The 17,364-nt window shown below is 60.2% G+C and carries 13 protein-coding genes; 6 read left to right on the forward strand and 7 right to left on the reverse strand.

What is annotated here, in order from left to right:
* Window positions 1–9 precede the first annotated feature (9 nt).
* The 3 genes from Tel_01035 to Tel_01045 all read right to left on the reverse strand — a co-directional run bounded on the left by Tel_01035 (window position 10) and on the right by Tel_01045 (window position 2,418).
* Complete coding sequence (locus tag Tel_01035; GenBank protein ID ALP51834.1) at window positions 10–648, reverse strand: hypothetical protein; 639 nt, start codon at window positions 646–648, stop codon at window positions 10–12.
* Window positions 648–1,322: a glycosyl transferase gene (locus Tel_01040; GenBank protein ALP51835.1), complete on the reverse strand. Its 675-nt coding sequence runs from the start codon at window positions 1,320–1,322 to the stop codon at window positions 648–650. Before Tel_01040 ends, Tel_01035 begins: the two co-directional genes overlap by 1 nt.
* A gap of 136 nt (window positions 1,323–1,458) precedes the next feature.
* Window positions 1,459–2,418: a radical SAM protein gene (locus tag Tel_01045; protein ALP51836.1), complete on the reverse strand. Its 960-nt coding sequence runs from the start codon at window positions 2,416–2,418 to the stop codon at window positions 1,459–1,461.
* A gap of 654 nt (window positions 2,419–3,072) precedes the next feature.
* On the opposite strand from Tel_01045, the gene Tel_01050 reads away from it, so the two are divergent.
* From Tel_01050 to Tel_01070, 5 genes are all read left to right on the forward strand, one after another.
* Window positions 3,073–3,654: a hypothetical protein gene (locus Tel_01050; GenBank protein ID ALP51837.1), complete on the forward strand. Its 582-nt coding sequence runs from the start codon at window positions 3,073–3,075 to the stop codon at window positions 3,652–3,654.
* A gap of 66 nt (window positions 3,655–3,720) precedes the next feature.
* The gene (locus tag Tel_01055; GenBank protein ID ALP51838.1) at window positions 3,721–4,260 is read left to right on the forward strand and encodes a bacterioferritin; all 540 of its coding nucleotides are present in this window, start codon (window positions 3,721–3,723) and stop codon (window positions 4,258–4,260) included.
* 37 nt (window positions 4,261–4,297) lie between these two features.
* Window positions 4,298–6,412 carry a hypothetical protein gene (locus tag Tel_01060; protein ID ALP51839.1) on the forward strand — a complete coding sequence of 705 codons (2,115 nt, stop codon included), beginning with the start codon at window positions 4,298–4,300 and terminating at the stop codon, window positions 6,410–6,412.
* Complete coding sequence (locus Tel_01065) at window positions 6,409–7,101, forward strand: hypothetical protein (protein ID ALP51840.1); 693 nt, start codon at window positions 6,409–6,411, stop codon at window positions 7,099–7,101. The genes Tel_01060 and Tel_01065 overlap by 4 nt, the downstream gene beginning before the upstream one ends.
* 43 nt (window positions 7,102–7,144) lie before the next feature.
* Window positions 7,145–8,965 carry a sodium:proton exchanger gene (locus Tel_01070; protein ALP51841.1) on the forward strand — a complete coding sequence of 607 codons (1,821 nt, stop codon included), beginning with the start codon at window positions 7,145–7,147 and terminating at the stop codon, window positions 8,963–8,965.
* Between the two features lie 15 nt (window positions 8,966–8,980).
* Here Tel_01070 and Tel_01075 read toward each other — a convergent pair whose 3' ends face one another.
* Window positions 8,981–9,565, reverse strand: coding sequence for a hypothetical protein (locus Tel_01075; GenBank protein ALP51842.1), 585 nt, complete (start codon window positions 9,563–9,565; stop codon window positions 8,981–8,983).
* A gap of 464 nt (window positions 9,566–10,029) precedes the next feature.
* On the opposite strand from Tel_01075, the gene Tel_01080 reads away from it, so the two are divergent.
* Window positions 10,030–13,701, forward strand: coding sequence for a hypothetical protein (locus tag Tel_01080; protein ALP51843.1), 3,672 nt, complete (start codon window positions 10,030–10,032; stop codon window positions 13,699–13,701).
* On the opposite strand, the gene Tel_01085 is transcribed toward Tel_01080, so the two are convergent.
* The 3 genes from Tel_01085 to Tel_01095 form a co-directional block, all read right to left on the reverse strand.
* Complete coding sequence (locus Tel_01085) at window positions 13,698–14,051, reverse strand: hypothetical protein (protein ID ALP51844.1); 354 nt, start codon at window positions 14,049–14,051, stop codon at window positions 13,698–13,700. The two genes, Tel_01080 and Tel_01085, sit on opposite strands and share 4 nt — an antisense overlap.
* Before the next feature lie 400 nt (window positions 14,052–14,451).
* The gene (locus tag Tel_01090) at window positions 14,452–16,215 is read right to left on the reverse strand and encodes a hypothetical protein (GenBank protein ALP51845.1); all 1,764 of its coding nucleotides are present in this window, start codon (window positions 16,213–16,215) and stop codon (window positions 14,452–14,454) included.
* Window positions 16,215–17,051, reverse strand: coding sequence for a hypothetical protein (locus tag Tel_01095; GenBank protein ALP51846.1), 837 nt, complete (start codon window positions 17,049–17,051; stop codon window positions 16,215–16,217). Before Tel_01095 ends, Tel_01090 begins: the two co-directional genes overlap by 1 nt.
* Window positions 17,052–17,364 lie beyond the last annotated feature (313 nt).

Raw genomic sequence — 17,364 nt, forward strand, 5'->3', positions numbered from 1 at the left:
CGATAGAATTTATTGATAGTCGACGGCGATGGGCAGGCCGCTTTTTTTGAGTCTTTCCAGGTCTTCCGGGCGATCCACATCCCAGCTGGTGGCCAGTGCCTGCCAACGCCAGTCCAGGGCGGCGAGACGTGCCCGTGTTGTGGACATGACATGGCAACCGCCCCAAGGCAGGTCGGCGAAGAGCGCGGCGTCGAAGCGCGACAGCCCGATCAGCACATAGCCGCCATCCTCGGCGGGCTTGAGCACACACGCGTTACCCTGACGCAGACTGTGCAGTGCGGCGTCAAGGTCGGCCGCGGTGAGGGCCGGGCAGTCACAGCCGATCAGCAGCACGTGTTTGGCCTCGGTCAGGGTGACTTGAAAGGCGTGGGCCATGCGTTGGCCCAGATCGTCGCCCTGTTGTTGTTTCAAGCGGATGGGGAACCTGTCCAGGCAGTGCCGGAAAAACGCATGCCCGGTTTGTTGCGCACACCACAATTCCACCGGCGCGAGTTGGGCCGCGGTGGCGGTCGCGAGGGTGCGGTGTACCAGTTCTGCATGCAGCCGCGCCGCGCCGCGAGGGCCGAGCGCGGGGATCAGGCGGCGCTTGCTGTACCCCGCCAGCGGTGGCTTGGCGAACACCAGGATGCGGGCGTCGGCCTGGCGCATCAATGATAGTGTCGGCTCAGGCGTTCGGGCCGGACACCGAAAAAATAGGCCAGCCGCAGGCGCCACATCAGCAGCACGGTTTTGAGGATGCCGCGTTCCTCCCAGCGGCGACTGGAGGTGACCACCGTTGCCCTAAGGCAGGCGGGACGACCCTGGCGTTTGAGGCGGCGGCTGAGTTCGATATCTTCCATCAAATCGATTTGCGCGAAACCGCCAAGGTCTTCGAACACGCCGCGGCGCATGAACAGGGCCTGATCGCCGGTGGCGATGCCGCTCAGTCGCGAGCGCAGGTTGATCATGAATTCGATGACCCTGAGCGGCCAGCGTCGACCGCTCAGCCTGACATCGAAACGGCCCCAGGCATGAGTGTGCAAGGCGCTTGAGATGAGCGTGGCGGCGGCGTCGGGCAGGTGGGTGTCGGCATGCAGAAACAGCAGATAATTGCCGCAGGCATGGCGCGCCCCTTCGTTCATCTGCCGGGCGCGCCCCGGGGCGGCGTGGCACAGACAATCGCACAGCGCCTCGGCCAGGCGGGTTGTGGCATCGCGACTGCCGCCGTCGACGACGATGATCTCATGGCCTTGCCGACGCAGGCCCTGTAAGCGCCATAAGTTCGCTTCGATGTGCTCGGCCTCGTTGAGCGTGGGGATGATGATGGAGAGTTGTTTGCTCACCGGCCCGTGTGCCTTGTCGCGATGGGGATGGGGCGGTAACGGAGTATCATTGCCCGCTTATGCCCACGGTCGATTGTTTTTTGCCGATTTCAGTTGCCTGCATCACAGCCCTTGGCCGTCCGGTGGGAGACACGGATCAGAGCGCCCCGCCGCAACTGCTGCCCTGTCCGGCGGTGCAACCGTAGCAGTGATCCTTGACCACGATCGGCGTGCCCTCGATAGCGCTGCCGATCAGGTCGCGGATATGGGGCTTGGCGGTGTTGCCGAGTGGCGCCGGCAGGCCCAGCATCTGATTGAAGTCGCAGTCGTAGACATAGCCCTGCCAGTCGACGCTGATCAGGCTGCGGCACATGACGCCGTCCAGGTTTTCCTGTTTGAAGTGATCGCGCAGCAGTTGCATGTAGTCTGCAAATTGGCCTTTCGAGACCAGCATGGAGCCGAAACGCTGGATAGGCATGTTGGTCAGGGTATAAAGACGGGAAAAGACGATGCCATAGTCTTGTTGCAGGTGTGTGCGGTAGGCCTGTTCCAGCCCCGCCTGCGCAGGCGGCAGTGACGGCCCTTGCGGGTTGTACATCAGATTCAGCAGCAGCCCCGTGCCGGGTTTGCCGTAGCCACGTTGGTTAAGCGTTCTCAGCGCCGCCAAGCTGGTATCGAATACCCCCTTACCGCGTTGAGTATCTACATTCTCTTTCAGGTAACAGGGCAGGGAGGCGACTATTTCCACCTGATGCGCGGCCAGGAATTCGGCCAGGTCTTCCTGGCCCGCCTCGAACAGGATGGTGAGGTTGCAGCGGTCGACCACGTGCACGTCCAGCTTGCGCGCCTCGGCGACCAGGTAACGAAAGTGGGGATTGAGCTCTGGCGCGCCGCCGGTGAGATCCAAGCGCTTTATACCGGCGGCCTTGATGACGGCGATCAGTTCCTCGACGGTGTCGCGCTCCATGTTTTCCTTGCGTCGTGGTCCGGCGTTGACGTGGCAGTGCAGGCATTGCTGATTGCAGCGATAACCGAGATTGACCTGCAGCGTCTCCAGCGTGCCGCGTTTGATGGCGGGGAAGTCGGTCTGCTCCAGCAAGGGTAGGGTGGCATGCATGGGTTTGTCCTTCGTCCTTAAGAGTGTGCTGGGGTGCGAAATGTTTTCATCACCATCGGCCACAGGCGAGAACCGGGGTATTCACTGCCTGTTCCGGGGACTGGCGGTTCAATAGGTTCGTCCCGGCAATATGGTTTCGAGTTCACGGCTGTCTGGGTGATTTCCATAATGGGCCTCCTGCTATGCTACTTGATTCGCCGCGCCTTAAACACCGATGTTTCCGGATGAAATGCCGTGCGCGACTTCGCGCTGAACGTTAAGGGGGCGGCCAGTGGGGCGCCCGTCAGCGCGGCCTGTATCGAACGCGACTTTGGCATGGCATACTGCAACGCGTGTGTCTTTGCCACAGTAGTCGCGGCAAGGCGCCAATCCTTACACTCAAATCGTCTGACTGAGGTAAAAAACGCTGCGGGTTTGTGTCCGGCCCGTATCGTCCAGTGTATGCCAGCTTCCGTGGTCGGCGCTGCACAGCTCAAGCGTGTCCGCTATCCGTTTCGTGTTGCCTCCTCAAGCGATACGCCGAGGTGTTTTTGCGTTAGTGCCAAACGCCGGTTTTCGCCCGCCGGTGATTCATTGATGTTTATCAATGTGAAGCCGGCCGCTTCGACATAGCATATCCGTACGCCTGATGAGCGATATTTTAAGGAGGACCACGTGGCGCATATATACAGCGAAAAAATGGAAATGGGACACCTGTACGGCGCCGATGCCATCAAGGCGCACTGGTATTGGTATGTGGCCTCGGGCGTGCTGCTGGTGCTGTTGGGGCTGGCCTCCATCGTATTTCCATTTGCCGCCTCCATCGCCGGCAACTATGCCATCGGCGCCATTCTGGTGGTGGCCGGGGTGATACAGATGGTGCACGGCGTGCAAACCCGAAAATGGAAATTCGCCGGCTTGAGCTTGGTGGGCGGCATACTTGCTATAGTGGCGGGGGCGCTGCTGCTTGGCTTTCCTTTGGTGGGGGTTGTGACCTTGACCTCGGTCATTACGGCCTTCCTGTTGGTCAGCGGTGTGTTTAAAATTATTTATGCCTTTAAACTGAAACCGGAGCCCGGCTATAAGTGGCTGGCCGTGTCCGGTGTGTTGGCAGTATTGCTGGCGCTGTTGGTGTTGAGTGAATGGCCGCAGGCGGCTGTCTGGTTGCTGGGCCTGCTGATCGGTTTCGATCTTCTGTTTACCGGCGCCTGGTTGATCACCTTGGCCTTGAATGCGCGTCGGGCGGATAGGGCCTAAAATATTGGGGCGGCACGCGCCGATCATTTAAGTGACCAACACGTAACTAAGTAAGGAGAGACATTCATGAGTTCGCAACCGTTTTTGACTGATGTGAAGACCCTGCGTGAACGCGCCCGCAAACACATCGAACAGGGCGCCATCACCGACAGTTACCAGGGTGACCGCGATACGGTGGTGAATCTGCTGAATGAGGCACTGGCGACTGAGATCGTTTGTATCTTGCGTTATAAGCGTCATTATTACACTGCCTCGGGCATCAATGCCCAACAGGTGGCGGCGGAGTTTCTTGAGCACGCCAACGAGGAACAGCTGCATGCCGACATGCTCGCCGCGCGTATCGTGCAATTGGGCGGTGATCCCAATTTCTCGCCAGACGGATTGTTGAGCCGTAGTCATGCCGAGTACGACGACAGTCCCGAACTGCACGATATGATTAAGGAAGATTTGATCGCCGAGCGCATCGCCATTGACAGCTACCGTGAAATGATCGCCTATCTCGACAAGAACGACCCCACCACGCGGCGTATGCTGGAGGAGATCCTGGCCCAGGAAGAGGAGCACGCCGACGATCTGGCCGGGCTGCTGGAGGGGATGCGTCCCTGAGCGCTGACGTTGGCGAACGGCACACGATTTAAACGCTATGCCGCTGTTCCGCGAGGGCGATAACTGCTGGCGCGTCGCCCGTGCCGATCGGGTCGCCTGTCTGGTGGACGGTGAGCACTATTTCGCCGTCTTGCGCCAGGCCATTTTACAGGCCGAGCATTCCATTTTTATATTGGGCTGGGACATCAACAGCCGTTTCGCCCTGGTGCGTGAGGCGGTGGATGACGGCATGCCGGTGGAGCTGCGCGATCTGCTAAACGCGGCCGCGGCCGCCAAGCCCGATCTGAATATCTATATCGTCGCGTGGGACTTCGCCGCCTTGCTGGCCCTGGATCGCGAGTGGTTGCCGGAATACCGCTTCAGCTGGCGCACTCACACGCGCGTCAAGTTTCGATTGCAGGAGGCGGTCACCGGTGCCAGTCATCATCAGAAGGTCGTCGTGATCGACGATGGGTTGGCCTTTTCCGGCGGCCTGGACCTGACCTTCGGCCGTTGGGACACGTCTGCCCACGATATTCACGACAGCCGTCGCCGCGACACCGATAGCGGTCCCGTGCCGCGCCCCTATCATGACGTGCAGATGATGGCCAGCGGCCCCTGCGCGGCCGCCCTGGGCGAGCTGGCGCGACAACGCTGGCGCGACGCCACCGGCGAACAGCTGCCCGAACCGGCGCAAGGCAAACGCCTGTGGCTGGATGATGTCGAGGCCGAATTCCATGACGTCGACGTCGCCATCAGCCTCACCTTTGCCGCCAAGGGACATGAACAGGAACAGGTGCGCCAGGTGGAGCGGCTTTATCTTGACATGATCGAGGCGGCCGAGGACTACATCTATATCGAAAACCAATATCTCACCGCCGACAGAATCGGCGAGGCACTGGTTAAGTCGCTGCAGCAGGAGCAGGGTCCGGAGATTGTGGTGATCACGCCGTTCAATACCAATGGCTGGTTGTCCCAGTACACCATGGACGTGCTGCGCTCGCGCATGGCGCGGCGCTTGCGTGAGTGTGATAAATACCATCGCTTGCGCATCTGGTATCCCCATCTGCCCGATGCCGATGCGGAGATGGCGCTCAATGTCCACGCCAAGGTGATGGTGGTGGACGACCGCCTGCTGCGCATCGGCTCATCCAATCTCAACAATCGTTCCATGGGCCTGGACAGTGAGTGTGATGTGAGTTTCGCGGTCGAGGACGCGGCGGGCCGCCGCGCGGTGCAGGCGTTCCGTAATCGCCTGTTGGCCGAGCACCTGGATGTGGAGCCGGCCGAGGTGGCGCGCCACTGCCGCGCGCGGGGCTCGCTGATCGCCGCCGTCGAGCAGTTGCAGGGACGGCCGCGCAGCCTCAAGAACCTGCAACCACAGGTGTCGAAAGAAGTGGAGCAGAATCTGCCGGACAAGGCCTTGATCGATCCCGAAGTGCCGGTGGACGGTGAACGCCTGCGTGATCTGTTGGTACCGAAACCGGCGCGTCGCTCCACCGCCAGTCGCGTCATGCTGGTTCTGCTGGCGCTGGTGATCATCCTGGCCATGGCCGCCATTTGGCGCTGGAGCCCCGTGGCCGAGATGATTGACGCCCAGGCCTTGTCGAACAAGATCCGCGAATTCCAAGACAACGTGTTCGCGCCCCTGGCCGCCGTCGGCATTGTTATGGTGGGCAGCTTGGTGTCCATTCCCGTGACCCTGTTGATCGTCGCATCGATGCTGGTGTTCGGCGGTCTGGCCGGCGCTGTCTACGGCTTGAGCGGGGCCTTATTGAGTGCCGCCGTGGCGTATATCGCCGGCCAGCACCTGGGGCGGGATACCCTGCGCCGGCTGGCGGGGCCGCGGCTGAATCAGATCAGTAAAAAACTGGCCAATCGCGGCATTCTCACCGTGGTCGTCATCCGCCTGATCCCGATCGCGCCCTTCGTGGTGGTCAATCTGGTGGCCGGCGTCAGCCATATTCACTTGCGCGATTTTTTGATCGGTTCCGCCATCGGCATGTTGCCTGGCATCGTGGCGCTGGCGCTGATCACTGAAGGGGTGATGCGCGCGGCGCAACAACCCAGTGTCTACCATCTGTCGTTGGTGGCGCTGGTACTGCTGGTATTGGCGGGCGGCGGGTTGGCGCTGCGTCACTGGTTATTGAATCAAAAACAGCGACAGTCATGAGCCGCGCCTTCAGGCTCGTCACCTACAATATTCACAGCTTCATCGGTCGCGACGGTGAATACGCGCCGGCGCGCACCCTGATGCAGATCGAACAGCTGCAGGCCGAGGTGGTGGCCCTGCAGGAGGTGCGTGGCGATGATCGTCAGGGCATGGAGATGCTCACCGCCATGGCGCAGGCCAATGATTATGAGCTGGTGCTCGGGCCGACCGTGGTCGAACAGCCCGGCCACCATTACGGCAATGCGCTGCTGGTCAGGGGCAAGCAAGTGGAGACCAGGCGTCACAATCTCAGTCGCCCCGGCCACGAGCCGCGCGGGGCCATCGAAGTGCGTGTCAGCCTGGCGGGCGAGCCCTGGCGTATCTTCGCCACCCACCTGGGGCTGAGTCCGCGGGAGCGGCGCTGGCAGGTGCAGAGCCTGTTGCGCGAGATCCGCCGCGACGAGGCCGTCAATACCGTGCTCATGGGTGATCTCAACGAATGGTTTATGTGGGGTCGGCCGCTGCGCTGGTTGAAGCGCTACTTTCGCCTCAGTGAACAACCGGCCACCTTCCCCAGCCGCTGGCCCCTGCTGGCACTGGATCGTATCTGGGTCCATCCCTGCGCGCGGCTGCACAGCGTCAGCGCCGTCAAGACACCTTTAAGCCGCAACGTATCGGATCATCTGCCCTTGTTGGCAGAGATTTACTGATATTATCTGACCACTTAAGTCATTTGCTCGCAGTGAGGAAAGCATGGATGAACATGTCGTAATCGCCTTGGTGTTGATCGCCGCGCTTGGTATCGGCGCCCAGTGGTTGGCCTGGCGCGTCAAACTGCCGGCCATCATCCTGTTGATCGTGGCGGGCGTGCTGGCCGGGCCGGTGGCCGGCTGGATCAACCCCTCCGAAGACTTGGGTGATCTGTTGCATCCGTTTATCGCCGTGTCGGTGGCCATCATCCTGTTCGAGGGCGGCCTCAATCTGCGCCTGCATGAATATCGCGAGACCGGTGTGGACGTCAAACGGCTGGTCACTGTCGGGCTGGTATTGACCTGGGGACTGGGCAGCATCAGTGCCCATTATATCGCCGGCTTATCCTGGGCGGTGGCCCTGACCCTGGGCGCGATTATCGTTGTCACCGGTCCGACCGTGATTATGCCGCTGTTGAAACAGGCCAAGCTGAAACGCCGCCCGGCGGCGCTGCTGAAGTGGGAAGGCATCATCAACGACCCGGTGGGCGCGTTGCTGGCGGTGTTGGTATTCGAGTATTTCGTCAGCGCCGGCAACGAGCCCTTCGCCGTGGATGTGATCCTCACGCTGGCGCTGGTGCTGGTGGCGGCCACGGCCTTCGGCGCCGGTACCGGCTTCGGCCTGGGCTGGTTGTTCCGTCACGGCCATGTGCCGGAGTTTCTCAAGTCACCGGTGATGCTGGCGGCGGTACTGGCGCTGTATGCCGTGGTCAACCACTTCCAAAGCGAGGCCGGCTTGATGGCGGTGACCGTGGCCGGCATCGTGCTGGCCAATCAGAAGCTGCGCAGTATCGAGGAGCTGCGGCGCTTCAAGGAATACATCACCATCTTTCTGGTGTCCTGTGTGTTCATTATCCTTACCGCTAACATGGAACTGGCCAGCCTGCAGGAGCTGGACTGGCGCGGCGCCGCCTGGCTGGCCCTGGTGATCTTCGTCATCCGGCCGCTGGCGGTCTACCTGGCCACCGTGGGTACCGGCATCGATTGGCGCGAGCGGCTGCTCATCAGCTGGATCGCGCCGCGCGGCATCGTCGCCGCCGCCGTCGCGGGCCTGTTTGCGCCGCGGCTGATCGACAATGGCTATGCCGACGCCGCCGAACTGTTGCCCCTGGTATTCACTCTGATCACCGCCACCGTGGTGCTGCACGGCCTGAGCATCGGTTTCATCTCGCGCCGTCTGGACCTGGCCGCGGGCAAGACCGACGGCCTGTTGATCGTCGGTGCCTCGCCCTGGTCTGTCGGCCTGGCCCAGGTGCTGCAGGATTTGGAGATTCCCACTATCGTCAGCGACGCCGGCTGGAACCACCTGCGTGCCGCGCGCATGTCCGGGTTGCGCACTCACCACGGCCACATCTTGTCGGAGCGGGCCGAACAGACACTGGAAATACACGAGATCAGCCACCTGCTGGCCGCCACCAACAACGAGGCCTACAACGCCCTGGTGTGCACCCGTTTTGCCCCAGAGCTGGGTAGCGACAAGGTGTTTCAGTTGCCGTATGAAGAGGATGACGAAGAGGCGGGCGAAATGGCGCGTACGGTGCGCGGCAAGATCGTGCTGGAGGACAAACATACCTACGATGATCTGATGCAGCGCCACTACGCCGGTTGGGGGTTTCACCAGACGCATTTGACGGAGGATTTCGGCTACCAGGACTTTATCGCCCATGCCGGCCCGCAGGCAATCCCGGTGGCGCTGGTCACCGACAAAAAGCGACTGGGTCTGTTTCCTTTGCAAGAGACTGAGGATATCGGCCCCGGCGATGTGGTGATCAGCTATCAAAAACAGGAAGACACAGACAACACGCGCGATGCCCGGCGGGGCTGAGCCACGGCCACAGGCTCAGTCTTCGGCCAGGGTCTCCAGCTGTTCCATATCGCAGCGGTAGCGGTTGTCGTCGGCCAGTGGCTTGAGCACTTGCTGGCGTTTCATTTCCGCCAACAGGCGGCTGACACTCTCGGGGGTGGTGCCGAGGATCTCGGCCATTTCCTCACAGGTCAGCAATTTGATCTGGTCCGAGTCCAGCTCCATTTCTATCTCGCCGAGAAAATTCAGCAGCCGCGCCAGACGCGATTTCAAACTGCCGGTGGAAAATTCGGCGATCCATTTGTCGGCACGGCGCAGATAATCGTACCAGCACTCCATCAGCAGGCAATACACCTCCGGCAGTTCGTCGCGCAGGCGCTTCAAGCGCGTGGCCTCGATGCGGTACAGTTCGATGTCTTCGACGGCGACGGCGGTGTGTTCGCAGGGTTCGTCGAGTACCCGACCCAGGCCGAACCAGGCGCCGGCGTTATGTAGACGCACGATACGCGACTGACCGTTGGGTAGATAACTGACCAGTTTCACCAAACCGCGTTTGAGGCAGTAGACGCAGTCCGGCTCGGCGCCGGCATGATAAATCACCTGTTTGGCTTCATAGCGCATCAGGTTGGCATCGAAGTGCTCAATGATTCTGGGGTCCAGTGCTTGAGAGGGGTCTGAGAATGCCCGCAGTAATTGGGTGTCTGAAGTGTCCGTCACGGATCAATTTCCCCTCGCTGTTGCGTGTTCCCGCCTAAGTGCATGAATAGTCCTTTTTTTTATTTGGAGCAAGCCAAATTACCACAGTGGCGCGCGCGCTGCACCTTGGCCGCCCGCGTGGTTACAATTGTTTTTGAGTGGAAATGTAGCGCGTTTGAGGCGTCGTTACGGCCGGCATGACCCGTTTCGGTGTGCCGCAGATCATACTTTCTTTTAAAGAGAGCCCCGCTCGGGCCGACAATTATCGGGTCAGAATATTAAGCACGGCTGCGTGGCATCGGTCTCGTGCCGACGAATATAACGGGGTGTGGTGTGTGGCGCCGGCGCCGTAAGACTGGGGGCAACTGCGTGGAGTGGATTTAGACAGCATGTCTATTCGAGGAAAACTGATCGGCCTCATCCTGTGTATTGCATTCCTGCCGGTGTTGGTGATCGGCTATATCTACTTCTCCAACTTCAAAAAGGTCAGCGAGCGGCACACCCTCAACAACCTGGAAATCTTCGCCGAGTACAAGCAGGAAAAGCTCAAGCTGTATTTGGCGGAGCTGCAGACCCGCGCGCTTGATTTTGCCTCCGACGGTTTTCTGCGTGACAGTCTGGAACGCTTCCAGCGCGTGGAGAACCGCGCCACCATTATCGCCAGCGCGCGCAACCACCTCGTGGCGAACAAACAAAATATCGATGACCGCGTGCTGAGTATCGATCTCATCAACCGCGATGGAGAGGTGGTTGTTTCCACCGATAACACCCGTGTCGGCCAGCGCACCGCAGCCATCTCGCGGCTGGTAAATAAACAGGCCGGAATTTACACCACCGATGTGAACCCGAGCGGGACACCCGGCCAAGGGATTATCGAGATGTACTCTGTCGTCAATTCCCGTACCGACAATGATAAAAGGATCGGTTATCTGGCCATCCGCTTCGATGCCGACATGCTCGATCTGCTCACGACCAGCCAATGGCTGATGCCCATGTTGCGGGGCGAACGCGGCGGCGGCTTAGGCGAGTCGGAGGAGATCTATCTGGTCAACGGTGCGGGAATGATGATCAATCACGCACGCCATGGCGACAAGGCCACGCGCGCCATCCCGATGACCACGGACCCCGTCGCCCGCTGTCTGAGTGAGGGCGAAAGCATGACCGGCCGTTGGCGCAATTATCGCGGCGTCGAGGTCATCGGCGCCGCCCGCTGCATGCAAATGGCGGGCTTTCGCTGGGTCCTGCTGGCGGAGATCTCACAAGCCGAAGCCTTCGCCCTGATCAGCGATTATCGCCGATTTTTCAGCCTAGTGCTGTTGACCACGCTGTTACTGATCCTTGTCGTGACCATATTTGTCACGCGGGTGATTTCGCGCCCGATCAGCGCGCTGAACCAAGGGGTGAAAAAGGTCGCCTTGGGCGATTTGAATTATGGCGTGGGCACCGACAAGCGCGACGAAATCGGCGAATTGTCGCGTGCCTTTGATCGCATGGTGAGCGCCTTCAGGTGCTCGCGCGGCGAAATCGAAGGCGCCAACCAAAATCTGCGCCGCGCCAATGATGAATTAAATTTCATGCGCACGGCCATGGATCAGCACGCCATTATCGTCGAGACCGATGTCAGTGGTGTGATCACTCGGGTCAATGCCAAGTTCTGCCAGATCAGCCAGTATTCGCAACGGGAGTTGATCGGTCGTACCCACCGGATGGTCAACTCGGGGCGTCACGACAAGACGTTTTTTTGTCGACTGTGGTCCACCATCAGCGGCGGCCGGGTATGGCACGGCGATATCTGTAACCGCCGCAAGGACGGCAGCCTGTACTGGGTTAGGACCACCGTCGTTCCCCATTTAGACGTCAACGGCACGGTCGACCGCTATATCGCCCTGCGCACTGATATTACCCATCAGAAACAAGTGGAAGAGAAATTGCTGCGCTCTAACCGCGCCTTGTTGGCCTCGACCCAGATTCAAAAGGCCTTGACCAAGGCCATGGACGAGCGACAGCTGTTGGATAAGGTGTGCCGCCTGTTGATCGATCAGGGCGGCTATCGCTTCGCCTGGGTCGGGTATGCCCGCCACGACGCCGGCAAATCCGTACAACCCATGGCACAGGCGGGCCATGCCGCCGGCTATTTGGACAATGTCTCGGTGAGTTGGGCCGAGGATACAACAGGGGGGCGCGGACCGGCGGGCAAAGCGATCCGCCTGGGACGCGAAGTGATCGTGCGCGATGTGGGTAGCGACGCCGGCTTTGTGCCCTGGCGTGATGCCGCGCTCCAGCGCGGCTACCAATCGGTCATCGCCCTGCCTCTGGCTCAGGGCGCACGCACACTCGGGGTGCTGGTGATCTATGCCGCCGGGCGCGATGCCTTTGTCGGCGACGAGGTGGATTTGCTCAAACTGTTGGCCGATGATATTGCCTACGGCATCACCGGCCTGCGCATTCGCAGCGAGCGCGACTCGACCCAGGCGGCGTTGAGAGAGAGCGAGATCAATCTCAAGCGGGCGCAGCAAATAGCGCGACTGGGCAGCTGGGAATGGGATTTGGGCAGCGATAAGATGGGCTGGTCGGACGAGTTATTTCGTTTGTTGGGCTATGAACCGGGCGCCGTCACGCCGTCGCTGAAAATCCTGCTCGCGACCATATGCCGGGAACAGCGCGAGATGGTGGAGCAGCAGATCCGGGGTTGCACCCGAGACGGTCAGCCGTGCAGCCTCAGTTTCAGTATCTGCCTGCCCGACGGCGAATTGCGCCACGTCAGTGCCCAGTGGGTGGTCTACAGCGGCGGCGAGGACGGCGCCACGCGTATCGCCGGGACATTAATGGATATCACCGAGCAGAAGCATTCGGAGCGCGAGCGTGAGTCCTTGCAGAATCAATTGCAACACGCGCAGAAATTGCACTCCATCGGTCAACTCACCGGCGGGGTGGCGCATGACTTCAACAATATCCTGTCGTCCATCATGGGCTATACCGCACTGGCCATCGAAGAGTGCCCGGTGAGTGATGCCGAATACCTGAGCTATCTGGACGAGGTGAGCAAGGCCGGGGCGCGGGCCAAAGAATTGATTGCCCAACTCACCACCTTCAGCCGCCGCGATAATCATGAACTCGAAGTGGTGGATATCGAAACCCTGGTGCACGATGTGTATCGCATGATTCGCACCGCCCTGCCGGCGGCCATCGAATTCAAGCTGGAGCTCGAAGCCGAGTTGCCCCCGGTGCACGCCAACCAGGTCAAGCTGCATCAGGTGATCACCAATCTGGTGATTAACGCCCGTGACGCCATCGAGGGGTTTGGCGAGGTGGTCCTGCTGGCGCGCAGGCGTGAACTGCGGGGCTGTTTATGTACCTCGTGTCAGCAACGCTTTTCCGGCGACTACATCGAATTACGTGTCAGTGACAGCGGCAAAGGCATTGCCGACACGCATTTGGTCACCATCTTCGAACCCTTTTTCACCACCAAAGCAATCGGTAAGGGCACCGGCATGGGCCTGTCGATGGTGCACGGCCTGGTGCACAGTCATCATGGCCATGTCCAGGTTGAATCGGCGCTGAGCGGAGGCAGCCGTTTTGCCGTCTATCTGCCGGTGTACCGGGCATCCGGTGTCCCCGGAGAGAACGATGCGGCGCCGCCGCAGCCGGCACCCGCCGCCCGGCCTGCCAACGCTGGCGGCACCCTCCTATTGGTGGATGACGAACGGGCCATTACGCAAATGCTGGCCGAGCTGCTGGGCAGTTATGGTTATCGTTGCGTCCAGGTCCACAGTGCGGCGCAAGCCTTACAACATCTCCTGGCCGACGCCGATGGCGTTGACCTGGTGATCACCGATCACATGATGCCCAAAATGACAGGCTTGGAGTTGGCGCGTCGCCTCTCGGCCACGCAGCCGCAATTGCCGGTGGTGCTTTGCACCGGGTTCAGCGGTGAGCTCGACGGCCAAGCGCTACGCGAGGCCGGTATCCGCGATATCCTGGAAAAGCCCATTGATGTGAAAAGGCTGCTGGCTGTCATCGGCGATAATCTGCAGCCGCCCGACCACCGCACCCCCGCTTAGCGATCCGAGGCGCGGCGGCGCGGCGGTTGGGGCTGTTCATCCGGCCGCTCGGGATCCTCGGCGGCGGAATATGACACCTTCACACTAGGCCCCTGCAGGGCTCTTTTTCCTTTGCGACTTTCCAACCGCACCATATTCAGACGACCGCATTTGGGGCAGGTGGACTTGTTATAAATGAGGATATGGTAGCTGGTCCAGGCCAGGGGGATCAGCATCAGCGGGAAGATAGATGAGAACATGGACAGGCTGAAAAATATCAGCCACATCAGGGCGTCGACAGCGAAACTGCCCATCCCCTGGGTAGTGGGTTGGCCGACGTAGTAGCAGTGCGTGCAGATCCGGTCTTTCATCGCGTTACCTGTATTGGCGTGACAGTCAGGGGCGGGAAGGCATTCATCCCATTGGGTCGTGCATCCCACACTGTAACGAAAGCGTCGCGATTTTTCAGTGCTCTTTGACGTGCATTAAGTTGGTGCATACCTGCTGTCGGCCAGCCGAGTATCCATCGGTGCGACGCGGTGTGCAGCGCCGACGCGGCCTGTGCGTGTACTCTCAAGGAGGCCATCGCGCTGGGCGGCGTGGATCAGGTCATACCGCTGACCAAGGTGCCGGCCGAGATTATGCGCTACGCCTATCTGCGTCAGCGCTGAGTTTCCCCTTGATGTCGGGGTGGCACGCCCTTGGCCTAAGTGGTCCCGACCATCGCCTCCGGGGGGCTGACTGCTGCTATGACAGGGCGAGCGTGTATGCTTAGCTCAGTCTCAAGGAGTCGCAACTGCTCTCGGCCATCCCGTCGACGCCATAAGTCGACTCGCAGGTGCGGTGTCGGCCCTGAGATTTGGCGCGGTAGAGCGCCTGATCGGCGGTCTTGATCAGTCCTTCCCATTCCAGGTCGTGATCCGGCAGGCAGACGGCGAGTCCGATGCTGACGCTCAGGTACCGGGTGGCGCTGACGGCAGCGGCGCTGATGCGCAGTTTGTCCACCCCTTGGGCGATTTGCTCGGCAATCTTACCAGCACCGCGGGTGTCGGTCGGCAGAACAATGATGAACTCTTCGCCACCGTAGCGGGCCGCCAGGTCACCAGGCCGGTGGAGCTGTTCGCGCAGCACGTCGGCGATGGCGCACAAGGCGTGGTCGCCCGCCTGATGACCGAATTGATCATTGAATTGCTTAAAGTAATCTACGTCGATCATGATGACCGCCAGCTTCTTGCGGTCGCGCAGGCAGCGTTTCCACTCGCGCGCCATGGTCTCGGTAAAAGTCCGTCGATTGGCCAAACTGGTGAGTGGGTCGGTGGTGGCCAGTTGGTGCAGCTGGGCCTGTTTATGTAGAAGAGAGCGCTGCATCTCGTTGAAGGACTCGGTCAAGGCGGCCAGTTCGTCGTCGCCGCGCACCGGCAACGGCACCAGGCGTTGTTCCTGCGCCAGTTTGCGGGTGGCGGCCACCAGATTTTCAATCGGCGTCACGATCCTGTTGGCGCGGTAGCGGGCGGAGAACCAGGCCGCCAGCAGCATGGCGAACAGAAACACGATCGATAGGCTGAAATTGAGTTCGCTGAGGGAAAACACGGTGGCTCTGGATTGTGTAATACGGGCCGAATTATGCCGCAACATTTCGTTAATCAGATCGTCGGCGGCCTCGGTCAGGGGGTTGACCTCGGTCACCATAAGGTATTGGGCGATGTTCCATTGTTCCGAGTTGCGTGCGGCGACCGCTTCGTCGCTATAGCGCACGTAGAGTCGGAATTCCCGTTTCAGCCATGTCAGCAAATCAAGTTGTGCGGCCGACAAGTCGGATGCGTTGATCAGCGCATTGATATAGGAGACGCAGAGCTCATGTTGTTTTTGCATAGTGCTCGCAACTGCCGGTGAGGCCTCGCTGACAAAGCGGTGCAGTGATGCGGCGGAGCGGATGAACGAGGCACGTAAGTCCGACAGCCGCTTGGTGCTCGCCGCAGTCACCACATCCTGGGATTCAGCAATGGCGAGATCGACCAGGGTGGTCAGTCCCCTGTCGATTCGGTCCTCAATGTCCTGGACGTGATTATGGACAACGGCCTGGGCCGGATAATTGCCCGGGCCGTCGCGTACCTCCAGTATCTGCCATTGACGCATTTCCAGCTGTGCCAGCAGCGCCTTGAGGTTGGCGAGCAAATCGGCCTGGTAGGCGCCATTGAGTGGGTTTTGTTGCTCCAGTTTCGCCAGGGCCGGCCAGACGCTGGTTTCCCAATTTGTCCACCAGCGGTGTCGGTATTGTGTCTCGGGCATGGCGATATACCGGAATACCAAGGCGCTGGATGTTTCCAAGGCATCATGAATCTGTTGCAATTCGATCCGCCGACTGGGATCGGCGGCGGTGGCCAGCTGCTTCGAATACTTGGCCAACCACATGCTGAATAGCAGGGCGGCGACTAGAATACCGAAACCGAACAGGGCGACTGCGAGGTGGGATTGGAACAATTTATGACGCAGGCTGGAATGGGGGCTATGGCCGTTGTCGCGGGTTGCGTTCATTAGCCGCGCTCCGTTTGCCGCCAGCCGGGCCGACGGGCGATCAGTTCATCGAGTCGTATCAACGTTTGGTGTAGCCGCCGGGCGCGTTGATGGACATCGGAGGGAAACTTGCGTCCGGGAAAATAGCTGGCGGCGGGTTGGCTCAGCCCCGGCACTGCGGCATAGATGTAATTGAGTTCCGATACCAGCAGCGTGGCGATGTCATACACTTCGCCCGGTCGATAGGGGCTGCTTTTGGGCGTGGCCGACAATGCCAACACATCGATGCCTGATCGCTGGGCGATGTCGCGCACCACTGCATGACAATCGAGCAAGACCTGATAGACATCGCCCGGCTTCTTGCCTGGAGTCCACTCGGGTTCCTGGGTGACGCGCCGTTCGCCGGGAAAGCGATCAAACAGCGCCAGAGTGATATTCAGGGCTTTGGTGACCTGCTGATAGACATCGCTGGGAGAGAATTGCCTTTCCAGTAATTGATTGATGCGCTGACCGGTGTTCAGCAGGGCTTCGTAGACATCAGAAACACTGGCCGTGGGTGCTTCATCGGGCGCGGGCGGGAGGTCGATCCCCAGGTCTGCCGCGACCGCGTCGACACGCTGCAAGGCTTGCTCGACCACGGCGTAAACCGCATCCATGCCGATGTCTTCGCTGCGGTCGCGGTATTCCAGCTCACGCGTGCTGCGGATGATCTCCAAGGCCAGTCGGTCGGCCTTGCGGTAAAGGTTGACGGCCTGGTAATAGGTTTCGTGCGCTGCGGCGTTTTCAACATCCAGCCGTGCGATTTCCATTTGTGCTTTGCCCATATAGATTCGAATGGCCTCCAGGTGCGTGCCCATTACCTGGATCAAGGCCAAGGTCTGTGATGTTGTGTGGGCAGGGGTTGTCGGTGTTGACAGCGCCGGTGGCGTGATCAGGGCAAACAGGCAGAATGTAAGCGCAATAGTATGCGTATGAAACCTGCCCGTGGCATTGGCCATCCGTTTCGCCCCCGTCACGTGGTGAGTTTTGTCGTCGCTAAAAAACATCCGGTGGAAACACAACTATAGCCGGTGGCGCCCAGATTTCTAGCAAACGGCAAGGGGTTTGGCTTAAGCCTCAGTATGAATACGTAGATCTACCCGGGTGGATTGTCGGCCTTGGGCTTGCGGT

Source organism: Candidatus Tenderia electrophaga, from assembly GCA_001447805.1.
GTDB lineage: Bacteria > Pseudomonadota > Gammaproteobacteria > Tenderiales > Tenderiaceae > Tenderia > Tenderia electrophaga.